The 26,424-nt window shown below is 74.3% G+C and carries 26 protein-coding genes; 20 read left to right on the forward strand and 6 right to left on the reverse strand.

What is annotated here, in order from left to right; all coding sequences use genetic code 11:
* Positions 1–21 precede the first annotated feature (21 nt).
* The 8 genes from tal (at position 22) to E1266_RS08530 (ending at position 9,910) form a co-directional block, all read left to right on the forward strand.
* Complete coding sequence (gene tal / locus E1266_RS08495) at positions 22–1,137, forward strand: transaldolase (protein ID WP_132045525.1); 1,116 nt, start codon at positions 22–24, stop codon at positions 1,135–1,137.
* Positions 1,134–2,822 (forward strand): glucose-6-phosphate isomerase, encoded by a 1,689-nt coding sequence (locus E1266_RS08500; protein ID WP_132045527.1) that lies wholly within the window; start codon positions 1,134–1,136, stop codon positions 2,820–2,822. The genes tal and E1266_RS08500 overlap by 4 nt, the downstream gene beginning before the upstream one ends.
* Before the next feature lie 85 nt (positions 2,823–2,907).
* Positions 2,908–4,599 carry a phosphoheptose isomerase gene (locus E1266_RS08505; RefSeq protein WP_132045529.1) on the forward strand — a complete coding sequence of 564 codons (1,692 nt, stop codon included), beginning with the start codon at positions 2,908–2,910 and terminating at the stop codon, positions 4,597–4,599.
* A gap of 197 nt (positions 4,600–4,796) precedes the next feature.
* Positions 4,797–6,323 carry a glucose-6-phosphate dehydrogenase gene (gene zwf / locus E1266_RS08510; RefSeq protein WP_132045531.1) on the forward strand — a complete coding sequence of 509 codons (1,527 nt, stop codon included), beginning with the start codon at positions 4,797–4,799 and terminating at the stop codon, positions 6,321–6,323.
* An 18-nt stretch (positions 6,324–6,341) separates the two neighbouring features.
* Positions 6,342–7,376, forward strand: a complete 1,035-nt coding sequence (locus tag E1266_RS08515; RefSeq protein WP_132045533.1) for a glucose-6-phosphate dehydrogenase assembly protein OpcA — start codon at positions 6,342–6,344, stop codon at positions 7,374–7,376.
* Positions 7,373–8,161 carry a 6-phosphogluconolactonase gene (gene pgl / locus E1266_RS08520; RefSeq protein WP_132045535.1) on the forward strand — a complete coding sequence of 263 codons (789 nt, stop codon included), beginning with the start codon at positions 7,373–7,375 and terminating at the stop codon, positions 8,159–8,161. Before E1266_RS08515 ends, pgl begins: the two co-directional genes overlap by 4 nt.
* Before the next feature lie 148 nt (positions 8,162–8,309).
* Positions 8,310–9,518 carry an Ig-like domain-containing protein gene (locus tag E1266_RS08525; RefSeq protein ID WP_243718296.1) on the forward strand — a complete coding sequence of 403 codons (1,209 nt, stop codon included), beginning with the start codon at positions 8,310–8,312 and terminating at the stop codon, positions 9,516–9,518.
* Positions 9,519–9,577: 59 nt separating this feature from the next.
* Entirely contained in the window at positions 9,578–9,910 is a 333-nt protein-coding gene (locus tag E1266_RS08530) for a cupin domain-containing protein (protein WP_132045539.1), read from the forward strand.
* Between the two features lie 33 nt (positions 9,911–9,943).
* Here the strand turns inward: E1266_RS08530 and E1266_RS08535 are convergent, their stop codons facing one another.
* Positions 9,944–10,582 (reverse strand): helix-turn-helix domain-containing protein, encoded by a 639-nt coding sequence (locus E1266_RS08535; protein ID WP_132045541.1) that lies wholly within the window; start codon positions 10,580–10,582, stop codon positions 9,944–9,946.
* Between the two features lie 179 nt (positions 10,583–10,761).
* Here E1266_RS08535 and E1266_RS08540 point away from each other — a divergent pair, with 179 nt between their 5' ends.
* Genes E1266_RS08540 through E1266_RS08550 form a run of 3 tightly spaced genes read left to right on the forward strand, consistent with a single transcriptional unit; the run spans position 10,762 to position 13,085 of the window.
* Positions 10,762–11,901, forward strand: a complete 1,140-nt coding sequence (locus tag E1266_RS08540) for a histidine kinase (protein ID WP_132045543.1) — start codon at positions 10,762–10,764, stop codon at positions 11,899–11,901.
* Between the two features lie 51 nt (positions 11,902–11,952).
* Positions 11,953–12,381: a pyridoxamine 5'-phosphate oxidase family protein gene (locus E1266_RS08545; protein ID WP_132045545.1), complete on the forward strand. Its 429-nt coding sequence runs from the start codon at positions 11,953–11,955 to the stop codon at positions 12,379–12,381.
* A 38-nt stretch (positions 12,382–12,419) separates the two neighbouring features.
* Positions 12,420–13,085 carry a response regulator transcription factor gene (locus E1266_RS08550; protein WP_132045547.1) on the forward strand — a complete coding sequence of 222 codons (666 nt, stop codon included), beginning with the start codon at positions 12,420–12,422 and terminating at the stop codon, positions 13,083–13,085.
* On the opposite strand, the gene E1266_RS08555 is transcribed toward E1266_RS08550, so the two are convergent.
* Complete coding sequence (locus E1266_RS08555) at positions 13,082–14,605, reverse strand: MDR family MFS transporter (protein ID WP_243718302.1); 1,524 nt, start codon at positions 14,603–14,605, stop codon at positions 13,082–13,084. The two genes, E1266_RS08550 and E1266_RS08555, sit on opposite strands and share 4 nt — an antisense overlap.
* A gap of 83 nt (positions 14,606–14,688) precedes the next feature.
* On the opposite strand from E1266_RS08555, the gene E1266_RS08560 reads away from it, so the two are divergent.
* The gene (locus tag E1266_RS08560) at positions 14,689–15,174 is read left to right on the forward strand and encodes a MarR family transcriptional regulator (RefSeq protein WP_132045551.1); all 486 of its coding nucleotides are present in this window, start codon (positions 14,689–14,691) and stop codon (positions 15,172–15,174) included.
* Between the two features lie 135 nt (positions 15,175–15,309).
* Here the strand turns inward: E1266_RS08560 and E1266_RS08565 are convergent, their stop codons facing one another.
* Positions 15,310–15,681, reverse strand: a complete 372-nt coding sequence (locus E1266_RS08565) for a VOC family protein (protein ID WP_132045553.1) — start codon at positions 15,679–15,681, stop codon at positions 15,310–15,312.
* A gap of 171 nt (positions 15,682–15,852) precedes the next feature.
* Here E1266_RS08565 and E1266_RS08570 point away from each other — a divergent pair, with 171 nt between their 5' ends.
* From E1266_RS08570 to E1266_RS08595, 6 genes are all read left to right on the forward strand, one after another.
* The gene (locus E1266_RS08570; RefSeq protein ID WP_243718297.1) at positions 15,853–16,968 is read left to right on the forward strand and encodes a histidine kinase; all 1,116 of its coding nucleotides are present in this window, start codon (positions 15,853–15,855) and stop codon (positions 16,966–16,968) included.
* Positions 16,965–17,651: a response regulator transcription factor gene (locus tag E1266_RS08575; RefSeq protein ID WP_132045555.1), complete on the forward strand. Its 687-nt coding sequence runs from the start codon at positions 16,965–16,967 to the stop codon at positions 17,649–17,651. Before E1266_RS08570 ends, E1266_RS08575 begins: the two co-directional genes overlap by 4 nt.
* A gap of 89 nt (positions 17,652–17,740) precedes the next feature.
* Positions 17,741–17,974 (forward strand): hypothetical protein, encoded by a 234-nt coding sequence (locus tag E1266_RS08580; RefSeq protein WP_207945503.1) that lies wholly within the window; start codon positions 17,741–17,743, stop codon positions 17,972–17,974.
* A gap of 5 nt (positions 17,975–17,979) precedes the next feature.
* Complete coding sequence (locus tag E1266_RS08585; RefSeq protein WP_132045557.1) at positions 17,980–20,109, forward strand: MMPL family transporter; 2,130 nt, start codon at positions 17,980–17,982, stop codon at positions 20,107–20,109.
* Between the two features lie 73 nt (positions 20,110–20,182).
* Positions 20,183–20,914: an amino acid racemase gene (locus tag E1266_RS08590; RefSeq protein WP_132045559.1), complete on the forward strand. Its 732-nt coding sequence runs from the start codon at positions 20,183–20,185 to the stop codon at positions 20,912–20,914.
* A gap of 156 nt (positions 20,915–21,070) precedes the next feature.
* Positions 21,071–21,835, forward strand: a complete 765-nt coding sequence (locus tag E1266_RS08595; protein WP_132045561.1) for an isocitrate lyase/phosphoenolpyruvate mutase family protein — start codon at positions 21,071–21,073, stop codon at positions 21,833–21,835.
* On the opposite strand, the gene E1266_RS08600 is transcribed toward E1266_RS08595, so the two are convergent.
* Entirely contained in the window at positions 21,832–22,437 is a 606-nt protein-coding gene (locus E1266_RS08600) for a GNAT family N-acetyltransferase (RefSeq protein WP_132045563.1), read from the reverse strand. The genes E1266_RS08595 and E1266_RS08600 overlap by 4 nt on opposite strands.
* Positions 22,430–23,101 carry a carboxymuconolactone decarboxylase family protein gene (locus tag E1266_RS08605; RefSeq protein WP_243718298.1) on the reverse strand — a complete coding sequence of 224 codons (672 nt, stop codon included), beginning with the start codon at positions 23,099–23,101 and terminating at the stop codon, positions 22,430–22,432. The genes E1266_RS08600 and E1266_RS08605 overlap by 8 nt, the downstream gene beginning before the upstream one ends.
* 164 nt (positions 23,102–23,265) lie before the next feature.
* On the opposite strand from E1266_RS08605, the gene E1266_RS08610 reads away from it, so the two are divergent.
* Together E1266_RS08610 and E1266_RS08615 are read left to right on the forward strand one after the other, a co-directional pair.
* Entirely contained in the window at positions 23,266–24,333 is a 1,068-nt protein-coding gene (locus E1266_RS08610; RefSeq protein ID WP_132045566.1) for a GNAT family N-acetyltransferase, read from the forward strand.
* Positions 24,317–25,105: a class I SAM-dependent methyltransferase gene (locus tag E1266_RS08615; RefSeq protein ID WP_132045568.1), complete on the forward strand. Its 789-nt coding sequence runs from the start codon at positions 24,317–24,319 to the stop codon at positions 25,103–25,105. The genes E1266_RS08610 and E1266_RS08615 overlap by 17 nt, the downstream gene beginning before the upstream one ends.
* Here the strand turns inward: E1266_RS08615 and glyA are convergent.
* Positions 25,102–26,373: a serine hydroxymethyltransferase gene (gene glyA / locus E1266_RS08620; RefSeq protein ID WP_132045570.1), complete on the reverse strand. Its 1,272-nt coding sequence runs from the start codon at positions 26,371–26,373 to the stop codon at positions 25,102–25,104. The genes E1266_RS08615 and glyA overlap by 4 nt on opposite strands.
* Positions 26,374–26,424 lie beyond the last annotated feature (51 nt).

The following is a 26,424-nucleotide window of genomic DNA, read 5'->3' on the forward strand; positions in this document are numbered from 1 at the left end:
AGACGCGACGAGGAGGACACGATGAGCGAGATCCTGAAGCGGCTGTCGGACGAGGGCGTCTCGATCTGGCTGGACGACATCAGCCGCGAGCGGCTCCGGACGGGCAACCTCGCGGAGCTCGTCAAGGACAAGCACGTGGTGGGCGTCACGTCCAACCCGACGATCTTCGCCAAGGCGCTGAGCAAGGGGTCCGCCTACGACGACCAGGTCCGCGACCTCGCGGTCCGCGGGGTGGACGTCGAGGAGGCGTCCCGCGCGATCACCACCTACGACATCCGCTGGGGCTGCGACGTGCTGCGCCCGGTGTACGACCGGACGGACGGGCTGGACGGCCGCGTCTCGATCGAGGTGGACCCGCGGCTCGCCCTCGACACCCGCCGCACCGTCGCCGAGGCACGCGCGCTGTGGTGGCTGGTGGACCGGCCGAACCTGTTCATCAAGATCCCCGCGACGGAGGCGGGCCTGCCGGCGATCACCGGGGCGCTGGCCGAGGGCATCAGCGTGAACGTCACGCTGATCTTCTCGCTGGAGCGCTACGGCAAGGTCATCGACGCGTTCTTCGAGGGGCTGGAGAAGGCCCGGGAGAACGGCCACGACCTCTCCAAGATCGCCTCGGTGGCGTCGTTCTTCGTCAGCCGCGTCGACACCGAGATCGACAAGCGGCTCGACAAGATCGGATCCGCCGAGGCCAAGGCGCTGCGCTCCAAGGCCGCCCTGGCCAACGCGCGGCTCGCCTACGCCCTCTACGAGGAGAAGTCCGGCACCGACCGGTGGAAGGCGCTGAAGGACGCGGGGGCCCGCCCGCAGCGTCCGCTGTGGGCCTCCACCGGCGTGAAGGACCCCGACCTCAGCGACACCCTGTACGTGGACGAGCTGGTCGCGCCGGGCACGGTCAACACGATGCCGGAGGCGACGCTGGTGGCCGTCGCCGACCACGGCCAGATCCGCGGCGACACCGTCCGGGGCACCTACGACGACGCCCGCGCCCACATGGCCGCCCTGAAGGACGCCGGCGTCGACTACGACGACGTCGTGAGGGTCCTGGAGGAGGAGGGCGTCGAGAAGTTCGCGGTGTCGTGGAAGGAGATGCTCGACTCGATCCGCGGCGAGCTTGAGTCCAAGAGGGCCGGCGCGTGACCTCGGTGGTGACCGCCGGGGGGATCTCGGTCACCATCCGCGGCCCGGTGCTCGACGAGAGCGAGACGGTCCTCGACCGGCTCGTCTCCGACGGGGTGCCGGGCTCGCTGGCGTCGCGCAACGCCAAGCTGTGGGGCCCGGACGCGGCCCCGCTCGCCGCCCGCCGCCTCGGCTGGCTGGAGCTGCCGGAGACCTCGCGGTCGCTGGCGGACCTGCTCGCCGGGCCGGCGGGCGAGGCCCGCGGCCGCGGCCTGGACCGGGTCGTCCTCGCCGGGGCGGGCGGTGCCGCGGTCGCCGCCGAGGCGATGTACCGCACCCAGTACCGCACCCGCTTCCGGGACGGGGCCGCGCCGGCGGAGCTGGTCGTCCTCGACACCACCGACCCGCACGAGGTGTCGGGCGTCCTCGCGGGCGACCTGCGCCGGACGATCGTGGCCGTGGTGGGCGAGAGCGCCGAGGCGGATTCGCTGCGCCGCGTCTTCGGCCGCGCGTTCGCCGAGGCCGGGCTGGACGGCGCCGAGCAGGCGCGCCGGTTCGTCGTCGTGGCGGAGGAGGGGTCCGCGCTCGCGGCGGCCGCCGGCGAGGCGGGGCACCGCCTCGTGCCCGCCGAACCCGACGTCGACGGGCGCTACGGCGCGCTCGGCGCGCGGGCGCTGGTGCCGGCCGCGCTCGCCGGCATCGACGTCGCCGCGCTGCTGGACGACGCGTCCCGGCTGCTGGCGGTGCTCCGGCAGCCCTACGACAACCCGGCGCTGGCGCTGGGGGCGGTGCTGGCCTCGTCCGCGCTCGGCACCCGCGACAAGCTCGTGATCGCCGACCACGGCTCGGGCCTGCACGGCTTCGCCGGATGGGCGGAGCAGCTGGTCGGCGGCGCGCTGGGCAAGGACGGCAGGGGCCTGCTGCCGGTGGTGGTGGAGAGCGTCGACGCGCCGGGCTTCGAGCTGACCGCCGATCTGCGCCGCGTCATCCTGGGCAGCCGGCCGGACGAGCCCGGTGCCGGGCGCGAGGCCGGGGTGACCGTCGCGGGCCCGCTCGGCGCGCAGTTCCTGCTGTGGGAGTACGCGGTGGCGGTGGCGGCCCGGGTGCTGGGCGTCGACCCGTTCGACGAGCCGGACACCGGCCAGTCGGCGGAGAGCACCGCCGCGCTGCTGCGCTCGGAGGAGGGCACCGCGCCCACGGTCGTGCGGAGGCCGCCGGAGCTGGTCTCCGGGGCGGTGGAGGTGCACGCCGGCGCGGAGGACGCGCTGCGGGGCGCGCAGACCCTGACCGAGGCGCTCGAAGTCGTGCTGGAGAGCGTCCCGGAGGGCGGCTATCTCGCCGTCCTGGCCTATCTGGACCGCCGCGGCGACGCGGCGGCGGCCGGGCTGCGGCCGCTGCTGGCGGCGCGGGCGGCCAAGGCCCGCAGGCATCCGGCCCCCGTCACGTTCGGGTGGGGTCCGCGCTACCTGCACACGGCCGGCCAGTACCACAAGGGCGGGCCGCGCAACGGCGCGTTCCTGCAGGTCACCGGCGCCGTCACCGGCGACGTCCCGGTCCCGGGGCGGCCGTACTCCCTCGGGGAGCTCCAGCTCGCGCAGGCGTTCGGCGACCTGCGGGTGGTCCGGTCGCTGGGCGCTCCCGCCTTCCGCCTCCATCTGCGCGACCGGGCGGAAGGGCTCGCCCAGCTCACCGAGGCGCTCGCCTGACGCGGTGTTCGCGGCGCGAAGAAGATCGAGGGAGAGGTCGCCAATGTCCATTCTCTCCTGAAACGATGGGGGCCAGGAGGGATCGGTGTCCGGATTCGACGTATTGACGCGCGGCGACGTGCTGGACTCGGCGCTGCAGGCGAGGGACTACCTCGTCAGCTGCGGCGTCCCCGGCGCGCTCGCCGCCAAAGACCCGCGGCTGTGGGGGCGGCGCGCGGTCGACCACAGCAGGCTGGGCTGGCTCGACCTGCCGTTCGCCTCCCGCGGGCTGCTGAACCAGGTGGACGGCATGGTCGCCGAGGCGCGCCAGTCGGGCCTCGACCACATCGTGCTGATCGGCGTCGGGGCGGAGAGCCTCGCCGCCCAGGCGATCATGGAGGCGCACGCGGCCTCGGTCACCGCCGGGGCGCCGGAGCGGGGCGCCGGCGGGCGGCCCACGGGTGAGCTGACCGTCCTCGACGGCGGCGACACCGCGGCGCTCGCGTTCGCGATGGAGCGGCTCGACCGGACGCTGGTCGTGCTGGCCAGCAAAGCGGGCGTGTCCCTGGAGGGCGACGCCTACCGGCGGATCTTCGCGGCCGCGTTCCGGGAGCGGGGCCTGTCGGAGCGGGAGATCGCGGGCCGGTTCCTGGTGATCACCGACCACGGGAGCCCGCTGCACGACTTCGCCCGGCAGTGCGGCTACCGGATCGGCCTCACCGACCCCTATCTTCCGGGGCACTACGGCGCGCTGTCGGCGTACGGGCTCGTCCCGGCGGTGCTGGCGGGGGCCGACGCGGAGCGGCTGCTGGAGGAGGCGGCGTCGCTGGTGCCGTCGCTCGGCAAGGACGAGGACAACCCGGGCCTGCTGCTCGGCGCGGTCCTCGGCGGCTGCGCGCAGCAGGGGCCGGGCGGCCTGGCCCGCGACAAGGTGCTGCTGCGCGAGGCCGGCGGGCCGGGCGCGCTGAGCGGCTGGATCTCCCAGCTCCTCGCGGTCGGCACCGGCAAGCGGGGCCGCGGCGTGCTGGCGTTCGAACCGCCCGGCGGGCGCGGCGACTTCCCCGACGTGCACGGCGTGTCGATCAACCCGCGGTCGGCGGCGCAGGACGAGTCCGACACCTCGGTGTGGGCGCCGCTCGGCGCGCAGTTCCTGCTGTGGGAGTACGCGACGGCGGTCGCCGGGTGGCTGCTCGGCGTGAACCCGTTCGAGGCGGGCAGCACCGTCGTCCAGGAGTCCGAGGACGACGCCGCGACGATGCTGCGCACGGCGGGCGGCGGGCCGCTCACCGCGGAGCGGCCGGTGTACGTGGAGGACGGCATCGAGGTGCACGCCGACTTCCCGTGGCCGCCGGGCGCGGAGCTGCAGACCGTCCTCGGCGGGCTGGTCGCCTCGGTGCCCAACGACGGGTACCTGGCGGTCATGACGTACCTGTCGGGCGACTTCTCCGGCCGGTACCTCGCGCCGTCCATGGCCCGTGCGTCCGGGCGCCCCGTCGCCTACGGGCCGGGCCCCGGATACCCCCACGCCACGGGGCCGGTGCACAAGGACGGGCCGGGCAACGGCGCGTTCCTCATCATCACCGGCGACCCGGCGCCGGGCGACACGCTCGCCACCCACCCCGTCCCCGGCCGGCCGTACAGCCTGGCGCAGCTGCAGCTCGCGCGGGCCCTGGCCGAGCTGCGGGCGCTGCGCGACCGCAGGCTGCCGGTGATCCGGCTGCACCTGCGCGACCCGGTGGAGGGCGCGGGCAGGCTCACGGAGGCGATGCGGGCGGTGGCGGGGGCGCGCCGGCCGTGACGTTCACCGCCGTCGTCTCGGGGGAGACGGCCACCACCGCCCGCGGGCCGCTGCCGGCGGCGCGGACCGGGGAGGCACGCCGGCACACCGGCACGAGAGGGCAGGATGCTTGAAGGGGTAGTACCACTGGGCGCCGCGGCACCGGAGACGGTGCGGCCACGGGCGGCGCCGGAGCACGCACGATCGAAGGGGGCCTCGTGACCGACCCAGCCAACCCGCTCCGCGACCCGCGGGACAAGCGCCTCCCCAGGGTTGCCGGGCCGTGCGTGCTCGTGCTCTTCGGCGTGACCGGCGACCTGTCCCGCAAGAAGCTGCTGCCGGCGATCTACGACCTGGCGAACCGGGGGCTGCTGCCGCCCGGCTTCTCGCTGGTCGGCTTCGCCCGCCGCGAGTGGGACCACCAGGACTTCCGGGAGATCGCCCACGAGGCGGTGAAGGAGCACGCGCGGACCCCGTTCCGCGAGGACGTCTGGACGCACCTGTCGGAGGGCATGCACTTCGTCCCCGGCACGTTCGACGATCCGGGCGCGTTCGACGCCCTCACGATGGCGGTGAAGGAGCTGGACGCCACCCGCGGCACGGGCGGCAACTACGCGTTCTACCTGTCGATCCCGCCGAAGTTCTTCCCGCAGGTGGTGGAGCAGCTGCAGCGCTGCGGCCTCGCCGACCGCACCCCCGACTCCTGGCGCCGGGTCGTCATCGAGAAGCCGTTCGGCCACGACCTGAAGTCGGCGGTGGAGCTGAACGACACCGTGCACCGCGTCTTCCCCGAGGAGTCGATCTTCCGGATCGACCACTACCTCGGCAAGGAGACGGTGCAGAACATCCTGGCGCTGCGGTTCGCCAACAGCATGTTCGAGCCGATCTGGAACCGGTCGTTCGTCGACCACGTGCAGATCACGATGGCCGAGGACATCGGCATCGGCGGCCGGGCCGGGTACTACGACGGGATAGGCGCGGCCCGCGACGTCATCCAGAACCACCTGCTGCAGCTGCTGGCGCTGACGGCGATGGAGGAGCCCACGTCGTTCAGCGCCGAGGCCGTCCGCGCCGAGAAGGCCAAGATCCTCTCCTCGGTCCGGGTGTCCGGCGACATGGCCACCGCCACCGCGCGGGGGCAGTACGCGGCGGGCTGGCAGGGCGGCGTGAACGTCCAGGGGTACCTGGAGGAGGACGGCATCCCCGCCGACTCCCGCACCGAGACCTACGCCGCGGTCAAGCTGCAGATCGACAACCGCCGCTGGGCGGGCGTGCCGTTCTACCTGCGCACCGGCAAGCGGCTGAGCCGCCGGGTGACGGAGGTGGCGATGGTGTTCCAGAAGGCGCCGCACCTGCCGTTCCACGAGACCGACACCGAGGAGCTCGGGCAGAACGCCCTGGTCATGCGGGTCCAGCCGGACGAGGGCATCACGGTCCGGTTCGGCTCGAAGGTGCCGGGCACCTCGATGGAGATCCGCGACGTCAACATGGACTTCGCCTACGGCGAGTCGTTCACCGAGACCTCCCCGGAGGCGTACGAGCGGCTGCTGCTGGACGTCCTGATCGGCGACCCGCCGCTGTTCCCCCGCCAGGAGGAGGTCGAGCTGTCCTGGAAGATCCTCGACCCGATCGAGGAGTACTGGGCGAGCCGCGGCGGACTCGACCAGTACAAGTCCGGCGGCTACGGCCCCGCCTGCGCCGACGAGCTGATGGCGCGCGACGGGCGCTCCTGGCGGCGGCTCTAGAGGAAACGGGGGCTGTAGATGAACATCGACCTCACCGGCACCACCACCCGCAAGATCCAGGACGCGCTGACGCAGTCGCGGCACCTGATGGGCGGCCCGGCCGTCGGCATGGTACTCACCCTGATCATCGTGACGGACGAGTCGGCGCAGTACGACGCGGTGCGCGCGGCGACGGAGGCGGCCCGCGAGCACCCCTGCCGGGTGCTGACCGTCATCTCCCGCGACCCGCGCGGCGGCTCGTCCCGGCTGGACGCCGAGATCCGGATGGGCGAGACCGGGCCGGGCGAGACCGTGCTGCTGCGCATGTACGGCCCGCTCGCCGAGCACGCCGACTCGGTCGTCGTGCCGCTGCTGATGCCCGACACGCCCGTGGTGACGTGGTGGCCGGGCGGCAAGGTCCCGAAGGTCCCGGGCAAGGACCCGCTCGGGACGCTGGCGCAGCGGCGGGTGACCGACTCCTACGCGGCCCGCGACCGGCTCGGCACCCTCGCGCAGCTCGCCCAGGGGTACCGGCCGGGCGACACCGACTTCGCGTGGACGCGGCTGACGTCGTGGCGGTCGCTGCTGGCCGCCGCGCTGGACCAGCCGCACGACGAGATCGTCGGCGGCGAGGTCGAGGCCGAGCCGGACAGCCCGAGCGCGGAGCTGCTGGCGGCGTGGCTGTCGATCCGGCTGGGCGTCCCGATCGGCCGGACGGTCTCCGAGGGCCCCGGCCTCACCGGCGCCCGGCTGGCCACGACGGGCGGCGACATCCAGATCCACCGGCCGGACGGGCGGGTCGCGACGCTGTGCCGGCCCGGCCAGCCGGACCGGCAGGTGTCGCTGCTGCGGCGCCCGATGGCCGAGCTGCTGGCCGAGGAGCTGCGGCGCCTCGACCCCGACGAGGTGTACCACGAGTCCGCCGTCCGGTTCGCGAAGGACCTCGCGGGCGGGACGGAGGACGGCGTGGCGAGCGAACCGCTGTCGGCGACGGCGGAGGCGGCGCGGACGCGTCCCGCCGAACAGCAGGACGGCGAGGCCGCGGAACAGGCCGGCGAGGAGGACGGGGCATGAGCGTTCCCGAGGTCTTCCTCCACCGCGACCAGAGCGTGCTCGCCGAGGCCGCCGCGGCCCGGCTCATCACCCGGATCGCGGACGCCCAGGCGGCGCGGGGCACGGCGTCGGTCGTGCTGACCGGCGGCGGCGTCGGTACGGCGGTCCTGGGCGCGCTGTGCGGCGGCGCGGCACGCGACGCGGTCGACTGGGGACGCGTGGACGTGTGGTGGGGCGACGAGCGGTTCCTGCCTGCCGGGGACCCGGAGCGCAACGAGACCGGTGCCCGGGTGGCGCTGCTCGACCACGTCCCGCTGGATCCGGCGCGGGTGCACCCGATGCCGGCCGCGGACGGGCCGGACGGCGACGACGCGGAGGCCGCGGCGTCCCGGTACGCCGACGAGCTGATGTTCGCCGCGCATCCCGGAGCGGCGCCCAGGTCGGCGTTCGCCGTCCCGTCGTTCGACGTGCTGATGCTGGGCGTGGGCCCGGACGCGCACGTCGCGTCGCTGTTCCCGGGGATGCCGGCGGTGGAGGAGACGCGGCGCCCGGCGGTGGCCGTCCACGACGCCCCGAAGCCGCCGCCGACGCGGATCTCGCTGACGTTCCCGGTGCTGCGGGCCGCGCGGGAAGTGTGGGTGCTGGCGGCGGGCGACTCGAAGGCCGGGGCCGTCCGGCTCGGGCTGTCGGGAGCGGACCCGGTGAAGGCGCCGGTCGCGGCGGCCCGGGGGCGGGAGCGGACCCTGTTCCTGCTGGACGAGGCCGCGGCGTCGCACCTCCCGGCGGGCCCCTCCACCGCGCGGTGAGCGGCCTTCCGCGCCCTTGACCCGGGTTGGCGGAACCGCTGCTCCACCATGAGGAACAGAAAGAGTGTCGGCACTCCCGCATGCCTTCCGCTGAACCGCGCATACCCTGACCATGAGGTTGCCCGCGTCGAGCGTGAGGAGTTCGCAGGTGCTCAAGGGTCGGACCGGGACGAGGATCGCGGCGGTCATCGGGGCGGCGGTCATCGCGGTCGCCGGCTGCTCCTCCGGCGGCGACGGCGGGGGCGGAGCCGGCGAGGGCGGCGGCAAGGGTTCGGACGCGGTGACGCTGTCCATCACGCCCGCGACCGGCACCAAGCAGGTCGCGCCGGAGAAGCCCGTCACCGTCACGGCGGACAACGGCAAGCTGACCGGCGTGACCCTCACCTACGGCAAGAAGAACGCGAAGGCCGAGGGAACGCTCGCCGAGGACGGCACGTCATGGAAGTCGTCGTGGTCGCTGAGGCCGTCGACGACGTACACGGTCACCGCCAAGGGCGCCGGCGACGACGGCGAGGAGGTCACCGAGACCTCCACCTTCACGACGCTGAAACCCCGGGGGAAGCTGGAGAGCGGGATGTCGCCGCTGGACGGCGAGACCGTGGGCGTCGGCATGCCGGTCCAGCTGCTGCTGTCCAGGCCGGTGACCACGAAGGCCGGCAAGGTCGCGGTGGAGAAGTCCCTGGAGATCCAGATGTCGGAGCCGGTCCAGGGCGCCTGGTACTGGATGAGCGACAAGGAGGTCCAGTTCCGGCCGCGCGAGTACTGGCCGACCGGCCAGAAGGTGAAGGTCACCGCGCACCTCGCGGGCGTGAGGATCGCCGACGGCGTGTACGGCGTCGCGGACCGCACCGCGAGCTTCACCGTCGGCGAGCGGCACATCACCACCGTGGACGCCCGCAAGCACCGCGCGACGGTGACGAAGAACGGCGAGACCGTGAAGAGCGTCAACGTCAGCCTGGGCAAGCCCGGCCACGAGAGCTACACCGGCACGATGATCGTCCAGGAGAAGGCGAAGGACATCATCATGGACTCCGCGACCACCGGCAACCCGGGCGAGTACCGGATCCCGACGAAGTGGAACGTCCGCCTCACCTACAGCGGCGTCTTCGTGCACTCGGCGCCGTGGTCGACCGCCTCGCAGGGCAGCGACAACGTCAGCCACGGGTGCGTCAACATGTCGCCGGGGAACGCCAAGTGGTTCTACGACTTCTCCAACCGGGGCGACATCGTCAAGGTGACCGGGACGTCCCGCAAGCTCCGGTTCGGCAACGGGCCGACGCCGTGGGCGAAGTCCTGGGAGGACTGGCTGGCGGGCAGCGCGACCGGCGAGCCGGTCACCGGCACCCCGCTGACGTGACGCCCTCGGGTGGCCCCCGCCTCGCGTGCGGCCGGTGAGATCACTGGCAGACTGGGGGCATGCAGAAGCTCTCGTTGGACGCACACGCACGTGACCAGCTGAAGCGCGCCGCGGCCGGCTCCACCGGGCGCAGTGCCGACACCGTCTACGGCGGTCACGAGCGCGTCCTGCGCCAGACCGTGATCGCGCTGACCGCGGGAACGACGCTGGCGGAGCACGAGAACCCCGGTGAGGCCACGATCGTGGTCCTGCAGGGGCGGGTCCGGCTGCTGAGCGGGGAGCACTCCTGGGACGGGATCTCCGGGGACCTCCTCATCATCCCGGACGCGCGGCACAGCCTGGAGGCCCTGGAGGACTCCGCCGTCCTGCTCACGGTCGCCAAGACCCGCTGAGACGGGGCCTGCCGGTGATCGGCGCGCCGGGCCTCAGCCGCGGCGCAGGTGCGCGAGGCAGGCGCCGGGCTCGGCGAAGGGCTCCAGCCGGTGCGCCTCGACCGGCGCGCCCAGCTCGGTGAGCGCCCCCTGCATGAGCCCCAGGTGGACGTCGCAGACCAGCGGCCCGTACTCCTCGGCCAGTTCGAGGAACGGGCAGTGCCGCAGCCGGATGACGTCCCCGGCGGGCTTCGGGGCGAAGTCCAGGTCGTCCAGGAGGGCGGTCAGCCGGTCGGCGGCCTCCTCCTCGGTCATCCGCTGGAACGGCGGCGGGCGTTCGACGAGGAACCGGCCCCATTCGCGTCCCGCCTGCGCGGCGTTCTCGCGCCCCTCCGCGCCGTCGGCGGCGAGGCGGCTGAGCAGGATCTGGGCGAGCAGCCGGTAGCCGCGGGCGCCGCCGCGGTCCATCCCGGGGCGCGCGGCGTAGACGGTGCGGGGGCGCCCGGGGCCGGAGGGCTGCTCGACGGTGCGCTCGACCGCGCCCTCGGCGGCCAAGGCGTCCAGGTGGAAGCGCGCGGTGTTGGCGTGCACGCCGAGCCGCTCCGCGACCTCGGTGACGCCCAGCGGGGCGCGTGCGTCGCGCAGGACGTCCAGGACCTCGCGGCGGCGCGGGCGTTCGCGCTCGCTCGCCATGCCGTCACCCCTCCCCGCAGCCGTGGCGCCGCGCTCCTCGTCCCGTGTTTTTACGAATACTACTGTATTAATGGTGGAATGAGGAGCGGCGGCGGCCGGCCCGCCCGCCGACCAAAGTCGATGCGGTGGCCGACCTGCGGACGCATACCGGGGCGGGCGGCGTGGCTACCGTTGGCCTCGTGAACCTCAGGCGATCGTGGCGCGACTGGCTCGGGGACGCGGGGATCACCGCGGCGGCCGGCCTCCTCGGCCTGTTCCTGCTCCAGGCGACGATCGAGGACCCGCCCTACCCCGACGAGGAGATCTCCCTCGGCCTCGAACTGGCGGCGGGCGCGGTGTCCCTCGTCATCCTGCTGCTGTTCCGGCGCCGCCACCCGCTCGCCGTCGCGGTGGCGATGATCGTCCTGCAGTGGGCGGCGACGACGGTCTTCGGCACGGCCGCGGTCGCCGTGTACTCCCTGGCGATGCTCCGGCCCTGGCGGGTCGCCCTGCCGGCCGCCGCCACGAGCCTGGCGCTGATCATCGCCATGTTCTGGCTCGTGTCGGCCCCTGACCTCCTGGAGGGCGCGGTCGTCTTCGCGCTGCTGTACGCGGTGGCGGTCACGACGGGGATGCTCGTCCGGTCCCGGCGGATGCTCATCGCGTCGCTGAAGGAGCGGGCCGCCGCCGCCGAGACCGAGCAGCGGCTGCGCGTCGAGGAGGCCCGGCTCCTGGAGCGCGAGCGGATCGCCCGCGAGATGCACGACGTCCTCGCGCACCGGATCTCGCTGCTGGCCGTGCACGCCGGGGCGCTGGAGTTCCGCCCGGACACGCCCGACGACCAGCGCGAGGCCGCCGGGGTCATCCGGCAGAGCGCCTACGAGGCGATGGAGGACCTGCGCGAGGTGATCGGCGTGCTGCGCGACGACACGCCCGGCGCGGACCCGCAGCGCCCCCAGCCGACGCTCGCCGACGTGTCCGGGCTCGTCCAGGAGTCGCGGCGCGCCGGAAGCCGCGTCACGCTGGACGAGCACATACCGGACCCAGGCAGCGTCCCGTCCCGCGTGGGCAGGCACGCCTACCGGATCGTCCAGGAGGGGCTGACCAACGCACGCAAGCACGCGCCCGGCGCCCGCGTCGAGGTGCGGCTGGACGCCGGGACGGACCTGGACATCGAGATCGTCAACGCGCTGCCGCCGGACCGGCCCGCGCTCGCGATGCCCGGCTCGGGCGCGGGCCTCGTCGGCCTCGCCGAGCGGGTGGCGCTGCTGGGCGGCACGCTGGAGCACGGCCGCACCGGCGACGGCCGCTTCCGGCTGCGCGCCCGCCTGCCGCTCTAGACCGCCTAAGATCACGCATGTCCCCGCCGGACGGAGGGAAGGGTCACCGGCATGGCAGCGAACTCCTCGTCCTCGCCCGACCTCGAAGAACTCGAGCGGGCCCAGTGCATGGCGCTTCTCGGCGAGGGCGGCATCGGCCGGATCGCCTTCGACGACGGCGAGGGGCCCACCGTCGTCCCGGTGAACTACGCCGTCGACGGGGACGCCGTGGTCTTCCGGACGTCGGTCTCGGGCCGGCTGAACCGCAGCCTGCTGACGTCCGTGGTCGGCGGCGAGGTCAGGGCGGCGTTCGAGGTCGACCGGTACGACGAGGCGAGCCGCGAGGGGTGGAGCGTCCTGCTGCGCGGCGGCGTCCACCCGCTGAGCGACGAGGAGAAGGCGGCCGCCGCGCAGGTCGAGCCGTGGCCCGGCGGCGAGCGCGAGGCGTGGTTCCGGCTGGCGGCGCGGGAGGTCAGCGGACGGCGGGTGCACCGCCCCTAGCCGCCGGGAAGGGCCCCCGAAGGCCATAGGGTTGCGGAATGGACTCCCCGACCATCCGGGTGCTGATCGTGGACGACGACGCGCTCGTCCGCGCCGGCCTGTCGATGATGCTGTCGAACGCCGACGACCTGGAGATCGTGGGGGACGTCGCCGACGGCGCGGAAGTCGTCGCCGCGGTCAACCAGTACCGGCCCGACGTCGTCCTGATGGACATCCGGATGCCGCGGCTGGACGGGCTCGCGGCGACCGAGCTGCTGCGCTCCCGCCGCGAACCGCCCGAGATCATCATCCTGACGACGTTCGACTCCGACGACCACATCGTGCGCGCGATGCGGGCGGGCGCGAGCGGCTTCCTGCTGAAGCACACCCCGCCGCCGGACATCATCCGGGCGATCCGGGAGGTCGCGGCCGGGGAGCCGATGATGTCCCCGGCGGTGCTGCGCAAGATGATGTCCTACGTCGCCGGCTCCGGCGCCGACCCGCGCCAGGCCCGCGCGCGGGAGCTGCTGGACCGGCTCAGCGAAGGCGAGCGGGCCGTGGCGGCGCTCGTGGGCCAGGGCCGGACCAACAGCGAGATCGGCAAGGAGCTGTCGCTCAGCGTCGCCACGGTCAAGGCGTACGTGTCGCGGCTGCTGGCGAAGCTCGAGCTGAACAACCGCGTGCAAGTGGCCCTCCTCGTCCACGACGCCGCCCTCGACGACTAGTCCCGCCCGGTCTGCGGCCCGTGCGGCCTCAGCGGGACGTCGCGCAGGAGCAGCGCCGCGGCGAGGCCCACCGCGAGGACGGGCAGCGCGGTGAGGAAAAGGTCGGAGAAGGCCGCTGCGAACGCCTCCGAGACGCCCTCCCGCACGGGTCCGGGGAGGGTGGCGAGGACCTCGGGGCGGACGGCGTCGTCGAACGCGGGCACCTGGCCGCCGGGGGTGTGGCGTCCGATCTCCTCGGCGAACCGGCTCGACACGATGCCGCCGAACACCGCCATGCCCGCGGCGGTGCCGAGCATCCGGGTCGCGAACACGCCCGAGCTCGCCGCGCCCAGGTCGCGGTGCGGCGCGGCGTTCTGCGCGATGAGGACGACGACCTGCTGGGACAGCCCCGCCCCGAAGCCGAGCAGCGCCATGTAGCAGCCCGCGGTGAACAGGTGGGTGCCGGCGTCCATCGTCGCGAGCAGCCCGACCCCGGCGGCGCTGAGCGCCATGCTCGCCGCGGGCAGCCGGTGGTAGCGGCCGGTCCGGGAGATGTGCCGTCCGGCGAGCACGGCGGCGGCGACGAGGCCGGTCATCATCGGCAGCACGAGCAGCCCGGAGTCCGCCGCCCCCACTCCCCCGACGACCTGGAAGAACATCGGCAGGTAGGTGGCGAGCCCGAAGCCGGTCGCGCCGCCCACGGCGGCGACGGCGCACGCCACCGCGAACGACCGGTCGCGGAACAGCCGCAGCGGGATGATCGGCTCGGCGGCCCCGCGCTCGGCGAGGAGCCACGCCGCGAACAGCGCCGCCGATGCCGCCGCGAGCCCCGCGGTGGCGGGTGAGTCCCACGCGTACCGGGTCCCGGCCCAGCTGGTGAACAGCGTGAAGCAGGTGACGGCCGCGCCGAGCAGGACGATTCCCGGATAGTCGATCCGCGGCCTGCCCTCCGGCGCGGGCAGCCGCAGGAACAGTACGGTCGTGGCCGTGGCGGCCAGGCCGAGCGGCAGGTTGACGTAGAACACCCACCGCCAGGAGGCGTGGTCGGTGAGGAGGCCGCCGATCAGCGGCCCGGCGACGCTGGACACCGCGAAGATCAGCGCGGAGTAGCCCTGGTACTTCGCCCGCTCGCGCGGTTCGAACAGGTCGCCGGTCACCGCGAACATCGAGCTCATCAGGCATCCCGCGGCGGCGCCCTGCACGACGCGGAACGCGATCAGCCAGCCCATCGAGGGCGCCGCCCCGCACGCGGCCGACCCCGCCAGGAACCCCAGCAGCCCGACGAGCAGGACCGGCCGGCGCCCGAACAGGTCCCCCAGCCGCCCCGACAGCGGGACGGTGACGCTGGTGGCGAGCACGTACGCGGTCGACACCCACGCGAGGCGGTCGAGGCCGCCGAGGTCCCCGACGATCGCGGGCAGCGCGGTGCCGAGCACCGTCGCGTCCAGCGAGGACATCAGCCCGGCGAGCATCAGCCCGCCGAACGCCGCCAGCCGGTGCCGGCGGCACATCGGCACGGTCCGCCCGGACGCCATATTCATGTGCACCTCACAGTTATATGCTTTGAGCAAATGAATGCTAGACGCACGCATATGTGAGATGCAACCTAGCTAGACTGGCCCCCATGCGCGACGAGGCGGGCCACGAGCGGGCCGGGGACGACCGGGCGGTCGACGTCGTCGAGCGGAGCATGGTCAAGCTGCGGCGCGGCATGTCGCGGCAGCGGCTCGGCAAGGCGGCGGTCCGCGAGCACAACCTCCCGGTGGACGTCCAGGTCCTGCACGTCGTGGACGTCATCGACGAGGGCCCCGACCACGACGGCCAGGAGATGAGCGTCGGCCTGGTCGCCGCCCGCCTCGGCGTGGACGCGTCGCGCGGCAGCCGCATCGTGGCCGAGGCGGTCAAGGCCGGCTACGTCCGGCGCGTGGCGTCCCAGGAGGACGGCCGCCGCATCCACCTGGAGCTCACCCCGGCCGGGCAGGCCGTCGTGGACGCCACCCGCCGCACCCGCCACGAGCACTTCGCCAAGGCAATGGCCGGCTGGACCGACGAGGAGCGCGCCGAGTTCGCGCGCCTCCTGTCCCGCTTCGTCCGCACCTACGACGGCTGACCGCCGGCCACACCCCCGCGGTCGGACCGGGACGGACGGTCGGCAGGGCCCGCGCCTGCCGCGAGTGCGCACGTCCCCCCACGCTGAACCGTTGCCTCCGCAACGCCGGTGTCGGGCGGCGCGGACGGCCGGTGGTCAGGTGAGGCGCTTGCGGAGGAGGCAGAACTCGTTGCCCTCGGGGTCGGCGAGGACGTACCAGCTCTCCTCGCCCGTCTGCCCGACGTCGGCGTGCCGCGCCCCGGCGGCCAGCAGCCGCTCGAGTTCGGCGTCCTGGTCGCGGTCGGTGGGGCTGACGTCGATGTGCAGCGGCAGCTTGCCCGGCCTGGGATCGTCGGTGCGGCTGAGGACGAGCGTCGGCTGCAGCCCGCCGAAGCCCTCGCGGGGGCCGATCTCGACGTCGTCGCCGTCCCGGAGGAGCACCACGAACCCGAGCGCCTCGCACCAGAACTCCGCGAGCGCCTCCGGATCGCGGCAGTCGAGCACGAGCTCACTGATCCGACACGCCACGGGCCGCCTCCAGATTCTCGTCACCACCGGCCTCTCCCACCGTAGGGGCTCCGGCCTACACCCGTGGTCGCCGCCGGGCGGCGCGACGTACTCCAGAAGTTGCGGGCGGCGCCGGAGCGGGCGCGACGTGCGGGGGAATCCCCTGGCCGGGAGGCCGTCTAGGCTGATCGCATGGGTGGCTGGCCGGAGATGCGCGGACGGCTGACGGACAAGGCCGCGGCCGGAGGCGTCCTGCTGCTGGTCTCCGTCGGCAGCCTCAATTCGGTGTTCGCCCCCGGGGACGAGCCCTGGGCGCGCATCGCCCTCAGCTGGGTGCTGATCGCCATCGGCTGCGGGGCGCTGTTCTTCAGCCGACGCGCCCCCCTCGCGGCCGCGCTCGTGTCGGTGGCGGCCACGGGCGTCTACTACGTCACGAGCACGCACGACGGCCCGCTGATGATCGCGCCGATCGTGGCGCTGTACATGATCGCCGCACAGGGGCGGCTGCAGTCCGCCATCGCCGTCGGAGCGCTGATCGTCATCGGGACGGGCGCCGGGACGCTCTCCGGCAACGACGACGTCAACGGCGTCGCCCTGTTCATGCTGACCGGGTGGGTCGTGGCGATGGCGGCGCTGGGCTGGGTCCGGCACAGCCGCCGGGTCTACCTGCGGGAGGCCCGGGAGCGCGCGGCGGGCGATGAGCGGCTGCGCATCGCCCGCGAGCTGCACGACGTGGCCGGGCACCACATCTCGCTGATCAACGTCCAGGCCGGGACGGCGCTGCACCGCTTCAAGCGGGATCCGGCGCAGGCCGAGGCGGCCCTCGCGGCGATCAAGGAATCGAGCCGGGACGCGCTGCGCGACCTGCGCGCGACGATCGGGATCCTGCGCAAGGACGACGAGGACGCGCCGACGGCGCCCGTGCCGGGCATCGACCGCATCGGCGACCTCGTCGAGTCGGCGCGGGCGGCGGGGCTCACGGTCCGCGCCGAGATCACCGGCGACGGGGGGCCGCCCCCGACCGGTGTGGAACTGGCCACCTACCGCATCGTCCAGGAGTCGCTCACCAACGTCGTCCGGCACGCCGCCGCCGGCACGGTCACCGTGCGCATCGAACGGGGGCCGCGGGACGTCGTGATCGAGGTCGCCGACGACGGGCGCGGCCCCGCCGCCGGCGCGGCCGGGTCCGGCGTCCACGGGATGCGCGAGCGGGCCCGCGCGCTGGGCGGCGAGCTGACCGCGGGTCCGGGGCCGGGCGGGGGCTTCCTCGTCCGGGCCCGCCTGCCCCATGGGAACGGAGCTGCATGATCAAGGTTCTGCTGGCCGACGACCAGCGGCTGGTGCGCGCGGGGTTCAAGTCCATCCTCGACGACGAGGACGACATCACGGTCGTGGGCGAGGCCGCGGACGGCGACCAGGCCGTCGCCGCGTGCCGCGAGCTGCTGCCGGACGTCGCGCTGATGGACATCCGGATGCCCGGCACGGACGGGCTGGAGGCCACCCGGCGGATCACCTCCGACCGGCGGCTGGACGGCGTCCGGGTCGTCATCCTGACCACGTTCGACCTCGACGAGTACGTGTACGGCGCGCTCCGGGCCGGCGCCTCCGGGTTCCTGCTGAAGGACACCGATCCGGAGGAGCTGATCCACGCCGTGCGGGTGGTGGCGCGGGGCGACGCGCTGATCACCCCGTCCGTCACCCGCCGCCTGATCGCCGAGTTCGCCGGGCGGGTCGAGACGCCCGTGCCCGGCCCCCGCCTGAAGTCCCTCACCGAGCGCGAGCGCGAGGTCATGGCGCTGGTCGCGGCCGGGCTCAGCAACGACGAGATCGCCGCCCGCCTCGTGCTGAGCCCCGCCACCGCGAAGACGCACGTCAGCCGCATCATGTCCAAGCTGGACGTGCGCGACCGCTCCCAGCTGGTCGTGCTGGCCTACGAGTCCGGCATGGTCAACCCGGGCTGGATGACCCGGAACCCGCAACCGCCGGGGTAGCCGGGCCGCGGCCCCGCAACCCACGGGGTAGCGCAAGTGCCCGCCGGGGGCCGATGCCGCGCGGCATGCCGTGATCGGAACCTGACGGCATGAGCGCAATGTCCAGACAGGCCACCGGCGGCGTCGTCGGCTTCCTCGCCGGCGGGGCGGCGGGGTTCGTCCTCACCGAGGCGGTGGCCGTGTTCTTCCATCTCGTCCTTGACCACACGCTCGACGTCGACGGCACCGGCTTCCTGCTGGCCGTCTTCATCGGCGTGCCCGTCCTCTGCGCCGTGCTCGGCGCCGTCATCGGCGTCCGCCTCGGCGGGCGCCAAGGGGGGTGACCGCAATGTCCGCGAAGACAGAATTCTCCGGCGGGGGCGCCACGGGCGCGCAGGCCCGGACCGGCGTCTTCGGCCGGGTGGCCGCCTGGTCGCAGCGCCACCGCTGGGCCGCGCTCCTGCTCTGGGCGGTGACGGTCGTGGCGATCACGGCCGGGTCGCAGGCCGCCGGTTCCGCCTACCACAACGACTTCTCGCTGCCGGGGACCGACTCCCAGGCCGCGGCCGACCTCATGGAGGAGCACGGCTCGCTCCAGGCGGGCGCCACGGTCCAGATCGTCCTCAAGGACCGCCAGGGCCTGGGCGGCGACCGCGCCGCGATCGACGGGATGCTGGCGAAGGTGCGCGCGCTGCCGAGCGTCGCCGACGTCCAGCCCCCGGGCCCCGGGTCCATCACCGAGGACGGCACCATCGGCTACGCGACCGTCACCCTCGACGGCTCGGCCGAGGACGTGCCGTCCGAGCACGTCACGAAGATCATCGAGACCGCCCAGGGCGCGAGCCAGGACGGCCTCCAGATCGAACTCGGCGGCGATCCCGTCCGCGGCGCGCAGGAGGAGGGCGGCGGCGGCGCCGAGGGCGCGGGGATGCTCGCCGCGCTGGTCATCCTGGTGCTGCTGTTCGGCTCCCTCATCGCCGCGGCCGTCCCCCTGGTCACCGCCGTGTTCGCGGTCGGCGCGGCGGTCGGGCTGATCGGGCTCGCCTCCCACGTGTTCACCGTCGCCGACTTCACCCCGCCGATCATGATGCTGATCGGGCTGGGCGTCGGCGTGGACTACGCGCTGCTGATCTTCTACCGGTACCGCCAGGAGCTGCGGGACGGCGCGGAGCCCGCGGCCGCCACGCAGGTCGCGCTGGACGTCGCCGGCCGGACGGTCTTCTTCGCCGGCTGCACCGTGATCATCGCGCTGATGGGGCTGGTCGTCCTCGGCCTCGGCTCGCTGCAGGGCGTGGCCCTCGCCGTGGCGCTGATGGTGCTGGTCACCATGGCGGCGTCGCTGACCCTGCTGCCGGCCCTGCTCGCAGTGTTCGGGAAGCGGATCCAGCGGAACGTCCTCAAGCGCCCGGGCCGGACCGGCGACGACGGCTGGCGGCGGCTGGCCTCGGCCGTGCAGCGGCGGCCCGTCCCCGCGCTGCTCGTCGCCACCGCCGCCCTGCTCGCCCTGGCGGCCCCCGCCCTCGACATGCGCCTCGGCTTCGCCGACGCCGGCAACGACGCGCCCTCCTCCACCAGCCGGCAGGCGTACGACCTGCTGGCGGAGGGGTTCGGGCCCGGGTTCAGCGGCCCCTTGGTCGTGGTCACCGAGGGCTCGGCCGCGCAGCTCCAGGCGACGCTGGAGCAGACCGAGGGCATCGCGGCCACGACCCCGGCGCTGCCGTCGAAGGACGGCGCGGTGCACACCGTGATCGCCTTCCCCGAGAGCGCGCCGCAGGACGCGGCGACCGCGGATCTCGTGCACAGCCTGCGCGACGACGTCCTCCCCGCCCTGTCCCAGCAGACCGGGGCGGAGTACCTCGTCGGCGGCCCCACGGCCGGCACCCTGGACTTCGCCGACTCGGTGTCGGAGCGGATGCCGCTGTTCGTCGCCGTGGTCGTCGGGCTCTCCGCGATCCTGCTCATGGTGGTGTTCCGCTCGGTGCTGATCCCGATCAAGGCGGCGGTGCTCAACCTGCTGTCGATCGCGGCCGCCCTGGGCGCCATCACGCTGGTCTTCCAGGACGGGCGGTTCGGCGCGCAACCCGGCCCGATCGAGGCGTTCATCCCCGTGATGATCTTCGCGATCGTGTTCGGGCTCTCCATGGACTACGAGGTGTTCCTGGTGTCCCGGATCCACGAGGAGTGGGAACGCACCGGGGAACCCGCGCACGCCGTCCGCGAGGGGCTGGCCGCCACCGGCAGGGTCATCACCGCGGCGGCCGCCATCATGATCGTCGTGTTCGCGGCGTTCATCCTGAGTCCCGGCCGGATGCTGCAGCAGTTCGGCCTGGGCCTCGCGGTCGCTGTCCTCCTGGACGCGGTGGTGATCCGCTGCCTCATCGTCCCGGCGGTCATGCAGCTCCTCGGGAAGTGGGCCTGGTGGCTGCCGGGGCCGGTGGCGAGGCGCCTCCCGCGGGTCGCGCTGGAGCGCCCGAGCTGAATCCGGCGCAGATGAGCGGGCGTCACGTCTAGGATCTCGTTGAAGATCGTCCGGAACGACGGAAGGGAGCCCCATGAGGCACCTCGGCATCCTGGCCCACAGCGCGGAAGGCGCCGCGCTGTGCTTCCGGACCTTCTGCCAGGAGGGCTTCCGCGAGCTGGGCCCCGACGACCATCCCGACGTGACGCTCGACCTCATCGCCCTCGCGCGGAGCATGCCCGCGTGGGAGGCCGGGGACCACGACCCGATCCGGGCGACGCTCGCGGAGAGCGTCCGGCGCCTGGCGGCGGCGGGCGCGGACTTCTTCGTGTGCCCGGACAACACCGCGCACATCGCGCTCGAACGGCCCGGCGGCGACCTGCCGCTGCCCGGCCTGCACATCGCGCAGGTCGTCGCCGGCCGGGCCGCGCGGGACGGCCGCAGGCGCGTCGGCGTCCTCGGCACCCGCTACACGATGGACGGCCCGGTCTACCCGCGCGAGCTGGCGGCGCGCGGCATCGCCGCCGAGGTCCCGGACGCCGCCGGCCGGGACACCGTCCACCGGATCATCTTCGAGGAACTGGTCAACGGCGTCTTCACCGAGAAGTCCCGACGGGAGTACGTGCGGGTCATCGAGGACCTCGCCGAGCGCGGCTGCGACGCCGTCGCGCTGGTGTGCACGGAGATCCCGCTCCTGGTGACGCCCGACGTCTCGCCGCTGCCCACCCTCGACTCCACCCGGCTCCTCGCCCGCGCCGCCTTCGACGTGGCGGCCGGCCGCGACCCGCTACCGGAGTGGCGCGGCGGCCCAGTCTCCGCCGCCTGAGGCCCGCCCTTCCCCCGAGGCCCGGCGCGACACTTCGGCCGGCGTCGAAACGAGGCGCCCCTAGAGTCGGCGGCATGCGCCGCGGCCCGGCGGGAATGCCGCCACCGGACGCCAGGCCGAGTACCAGGGCGGTTTACACGGGACGGAGGGCCGCCGGTGGGATTCCACGAACTGCACCACGGTGATCATCCGCTGGTCCTGCCCAACGCGTGGGACTTCGCGAGCGGCGCGGCACTGGTCAAGGCCGGGTTCCCCGCCATCGGGACGACCAGCCTCGGCGTCGCCGCGGCGGCGGGCAAGACCGACGCGACCGGGGGCACGCGGGAGGAGACGCTGGCGCTGGCCCGGGTTCTGGCCCGCCTGCCCGTCCCGGTCACGGTGGACATCGAGGGCGGCTTCTCCGCGCGGGCCGAGGACGTCGCCGCCCTCGTCGCCGAACTGGCCTCGCTCGGGATCGCCGGGGTCAACCTGGAGGACGGGCGGGCCGACGGCACCCTCGCGCCGGTCGCCCACCAGACCGCCGTGATTGCCGCGGTGAAGGAGGCCGCTCCGGCGGTGTTCCTCAACGCGCGCACCGACACGTTCTGGCTGGGCGACCCCGACCGCGACGAGACGCTGCTGCGGGCCCGCGCGTTCGCGGAGGCGGGGGCGGACGGGATCTTCGTCCCCGGCATCGTGGACGACGCCGACATCCGCGCCGTTCTCGACACCGCGGACGTCCCGCTGAACGTGCTGTACCTGCCGGGCCGGACCGAGTACGCCCGGATGGACCGCCTCGGCGTGCACCGCGTCAGCACCGGCTCGCTGCTGTTCCGCAGCGCGCTCCAGGCCACCGTCAACGCGGCCCTCGGCGTCACCGGCGACGGCGGCGGCCACCCGGCGCCGTCGTACGGGGACGTCCAGCGGCTCGTCCGGCCCTAGGCGGGCCTGAGGGAGCCGGGGACCGCGTCGACGGCGCGGCTGGACCCGACCCAGCGGGAGCGGTCGGCCGCGTAGTAGGCGGCGCCGTCGGGACCCGCGGGTCCGTCGGGCCCGCGGCGCATCCCGAGCTGCAGCGCGATCTCCGCCGACGCCGGGTTCGCCATGTCGATCTCTGCCGTGACCCGGGGCACGCCCACCACGCCGAAGGCGTAGTCGAGGACCGCGCGGGACGCCTCGGCGGCCAGGCCGTGGCCCCAGCGGTCCGGCTGCAGGCTGTAGAGGATCTCGACGTCCACGCCGTGGCCGAGCGGCCCGTCGCGGTGGCCCAGCCCGGCCACCCCGATCAGCGGCTCGCCCGGCGCCGGCCCGTCGATCCCGCCGCTCCAGCGCGCGGGACGCAGCGCCCACAGCCCGTACCCCTCGGTGGCGAAGTCCCGCTCGCTGGCGTCGATGATCTCGCGCACCTGGGCGGCGGAGACCGTCCGGTCGCCGAACAGGTGGCGGCGGACGAGCGGTTCGGTCCAGTGCGTCAGCAGCGCGGCGTGGTCGCCCATCGTCACCGGGTGCAGCACGAGCCGTACCGTGCGCAGCACCTCAGTCATCCGCGGCGCCGTCCTCGGCGGGCCACTCGGGCGGGGTCATGCCGTCCGGGACGCCGACCCGGAAGACGCGCATCTGCAGCGCCAGCGCCCGGTAGTAGCCGACGAGCGTGACGAGCTCGACGAGGGCGGGGCGGCCGAGCGTGGCGGCGGCCTCGGTGAACACCGCGTCGCCGAGGTCGTCCTCGGCGACGAGCTGCCGCGTCGCCTCGTAGACGACCCGCTCGCGTACGTCCGCGAACATGGGCGCGCGGCCCTCCCGGAGGGCGTCCATCTCGTCGTCGCGGAGCCCGGCGCGGCGCCCGATCCGCTCGTGCGCGTACCACTCGTAGTCGGAGCGGACGTGCGCGGCGACGACCAGCGTCGCGATCTCCCGCTCGCGCTTGGTGAACGCGGTGCGGAACCGCAGCGCGGCGCCGAGGTCCTGCAGCGGCAGGCCCACCGACGGGCTGTACAGCATCGCGTTGAACGGGCCGAGGAGCCGTCCGGACTCGTCGGCCATGAACGGCGGCAGGCGGTCGCCGGCGCGCGGCCCGCCGGTCAGCGCCTCGTACAGGAGCCGCTGCTCGTCGCTGAGGGAGCCGGGGAACAGCAGCGGGAGCCGGGCCGGTGCGGGCCCGCGCGGAGGCCGGTCGTCGACGTGCTCACCGCTCACGGGGTCGATCACCCACCGCACGCTAGGCCCTCGGCGGGGAGGGCTCAAGTACCCGTCCGGTATGTGAAACCGCGGGCACACCATGACGTAGCGGCCGCGTAACAAGCGTCGGCGAACCTGGTCGCCGACACGAGCCGGGATCGAACGGGCGCCGGCCCCGCGAAGGGAACGCTCCAATGCCACTGTTCCGCATCCGCACCGAGATCGAGGACAGGCCCGGCCGCCTGGCCCAGCTCACCGCCGCGCTCGGCCGGCGCGGCGCCAACATCCTCGGCCTGTCCGTCCAGCTCGACGCCGAGGGCGTGGTGGACGAGTTCATCGTGGACGTCCCGCGCGGCGGCCCAGGCGCCCGGGAGCTGGCCGAGACGCTGGGCGCCGCCGGCGGGGTCCGCACCGCCGTCCGCCCCGCCCGGCCGAACGAGCTGGTGGACGAGCCGACCCGCGCCCTGGTCCTGGCGTCCCGGCTGCGCGCCGAGCCGCACGCCGTCCCCGCGATCCTCGGCGAGCTGCTCCGCGCCGACGACGCCTCCTGGGGCGACCCCGCCGGGGACTGCGCGGAGCCGGACGTGCTCGTCGTCCCGGTGGGGCGCGGGCGCGCGGTCCGGCTCCGCCGGTTCGGGCTGCCGTTCACCGCGACCGAGGCGGCGCGGGCCGACGCGCTGGTCCGGGCCGCGCTGCCCGCCCCGCGGCGCAGTGCCCTCCCGCGCCGCGTCGTGCTCCGCGACGGGACGCAGGTCGTCGTGCGCCCCCTCGGCGAGGACGACGCCGACGGCGTCCGGGCGCTGCACGAGCGCTGCTCGCAGGACAGCCGCCGGATGCGGTACTTCAGCCCGATGCCGGCCCCGCCGCGCCGGGCGATCGAGCGGTTCCGCGACCCCGCCTACGGCCGGACGCTCGTCGCCGAGGGACCGGACGGGTCGCTGCTCGCGCTCGCCCACCTCATCCACGTCCTCGACCCCGGCGTCGCCGAGATGGCCTTCCTGGTGGAGGACGACTGGCAGGGCCGCGGCCTCGGCCGCGCCCTCGCGGACCTGCTCGTCGCGCTGGGCCGGGACCGGGGCGTGGTGGAGCTGCGCGCGCTCGCGCTGAGCGAGAACACCCGGATGCGCCGGCTGCTGACCTCGCTCGGCGGCCGGACGCGCCGCACCGCCGACCCGACCGTGGTGGAGATCCGGCTGCGGCTGGACGGGCGCCCGGCGGGGACCGGCGCGCTGGCAGGATGGCCGGGTGACCGGCATCTATGACAATCCCTGGGCGTACGAGCTGGCGTGCTCGTTCCGCGACGTGCCCGCCGAGGTCGACGCGCTGCTCGCCTGGTGCGCCGAGCACCGTCCGGGCGGCCCGGCCTCGGCGGTGCTGGAGCTGGCCGCGGGCCCGGCCGAGCACGCCCGCGAGTTCGCCCGCCGCGGCCTGGCGGCGACCGCGCTCGATCTGAACCCGGAGATGTGCGCCCACGCGGCCCGCGCGGCAGAGAAGGAGGGCGTCGAGCTGCAGGTCGTGCGGGACGACATGACCCGGTTCGGCCTTGGCCGCCGGTTCGACCTCATCGTGACCATGCTCGACTCGACGTCCCACCTGATGACGCTGGACGCGTTCGTCGCGCACCTGCGCCGCGCCGCCGCGCACCTGGCCCCCGGCGGCCTCTACATCGTCGAGATGTCGCACCCCCGGGACCGGCTCGGCGACGAGCCTACTGTCAGCACCGGCTGGACGGTCGAGCGCGAGGGCGTCCGCGCCGACGTCCGCTGGGGCGAGCCCACCGACCGCCTCGACCCGGTGACGCAGATCGCCGACGACCACGTCACGGTGACGGTCGAGTCCGGCGGCGAGACGCTGGTGATTCGCGACGTCGTCCCCTACCGCTTCTGGTCGGCCACGGAACTCGACGCGGCCGTCCGCCTCGCCGGCGGCCTGGACGTGGTGGCGCAGTACGGCGACTTCGGGGCCGGTGAGGACGCGGTGGCCCTCACCGACCCCGGGGCGTGGCGCATGATCACCGTGCTGCGCGGCGCCTAGGGCGCGGACGTCCAGCCGGGCATCGGGTAGCCCGCGAGCAGCTCCCGGATCTGCCCAGCGACGCGCTCGACGACCGTCTCGTCCTGCTTGGCAGTGGCCTGCACGACCTCGTCGATCCAGGCTGCGACCTGCGGCATCCGGTCCTCCCCCAGCCCGCGGGTGGTGATCGCGGCGGTGCCGAGCCGCAGCCCGGACGGATCGAACGGCTTGCGCGGGTCGAACGGGACCGCGTTGTAGTTCAGCTCGATCCCGGCCCGGTCGAGGGCCTGCGCGGCGGGCTTGCCCGCGACGCCCTTGTCGGTGAGGTCGATCAGGATCAGGTGGTTGTCGGTGCCGCCGGAGATCAGGTCGTAGCCGCGCTCCACCAGCGCGGCCGCCAGCGCCTTCGCGTTCGCGACGACCTGGTGCGCGTAGCCGGAGAAGTCCCGCTGCGCGGCCTCCTTCAGCGCGACGGCGATCGCGGCGGTGGTGTGGTTGTGCGGGCCTCCCTGCAGGCCGGGGAAGACGGCCTTGTCGATCGCCTTCGCGTGCTCAGCCGTCGACATGATCATCGCGCCGCGCGGGCCGCGCAGCGTCTTGTGCGTGGTGGTGGAGATCACGTCGGCGTGGCCGACCGGGGACGGGTGCGCGCCGCCCGCGATGAGGCCGGCGATGTGCGCGATGTCGGCGGCCAGGACCGCGCCGGTCTCCCGGGCGATCTCGGCGAACGCGGGGAAGTCGATCGTCCGCGGGATCGCGGTGCCACCGCACCAGATGAGCTTCGGCCGCTCCTTGAGGGCCAGGTCGCGCACCTGGTCCATGTCGACCCGGCCGGTGTCGGCGCGCACGTCGTACCGGACGGGCCGGAACCACTTGCCGGTGGCCGACACGGACCAGCCGTGCGTGAGGTGCCCGCCCATCGGCAGCGACAGGCCCATCACCGGGTCGCCGGGCTCCAGGAACGCCATGTAGACGGCGAGGTTCGCGGGGGAACCGGAGTAGGGCTGGACGTTGGCGTGCTCGACGCCGAACAGCTCCTTGGCCCGGTCGATCGCCAGCAGCTCGATGGGGTCGACGTTCTGCTGCCCCTCGTAGTACCGCTTGCCCGCGTAGCCCTCGGAGTACTTGTTGGTCAGGACGGTGCCGGTGGCCTCCAGGACGGCCGGCGACACGTAGTTCTCCGAGGCGATCAGCCGGATCTTCTCGTACTGGCGTCGGGCCTCGTCCTCCACCAGCCCGGCGATCTCGGGGTCCTGCTCCAGCAGATGGGGTACGGCCGGTTCGTGCATGGTGAGCCTCCGCGCTGTCGGCGCCGGGACTTCGGGCGCCCCGACGAGGGG

The organism is Actinomadura sp. 7K534 (assembly GCF_004348575.1).
GTDB classification, from domain to species: domain Bacteria; phylum Actinomycetota; class Actinomycetes; order Streptosporangiales; family Streptosporangiaceae; genus Spirillospora; species Spirillospora livida.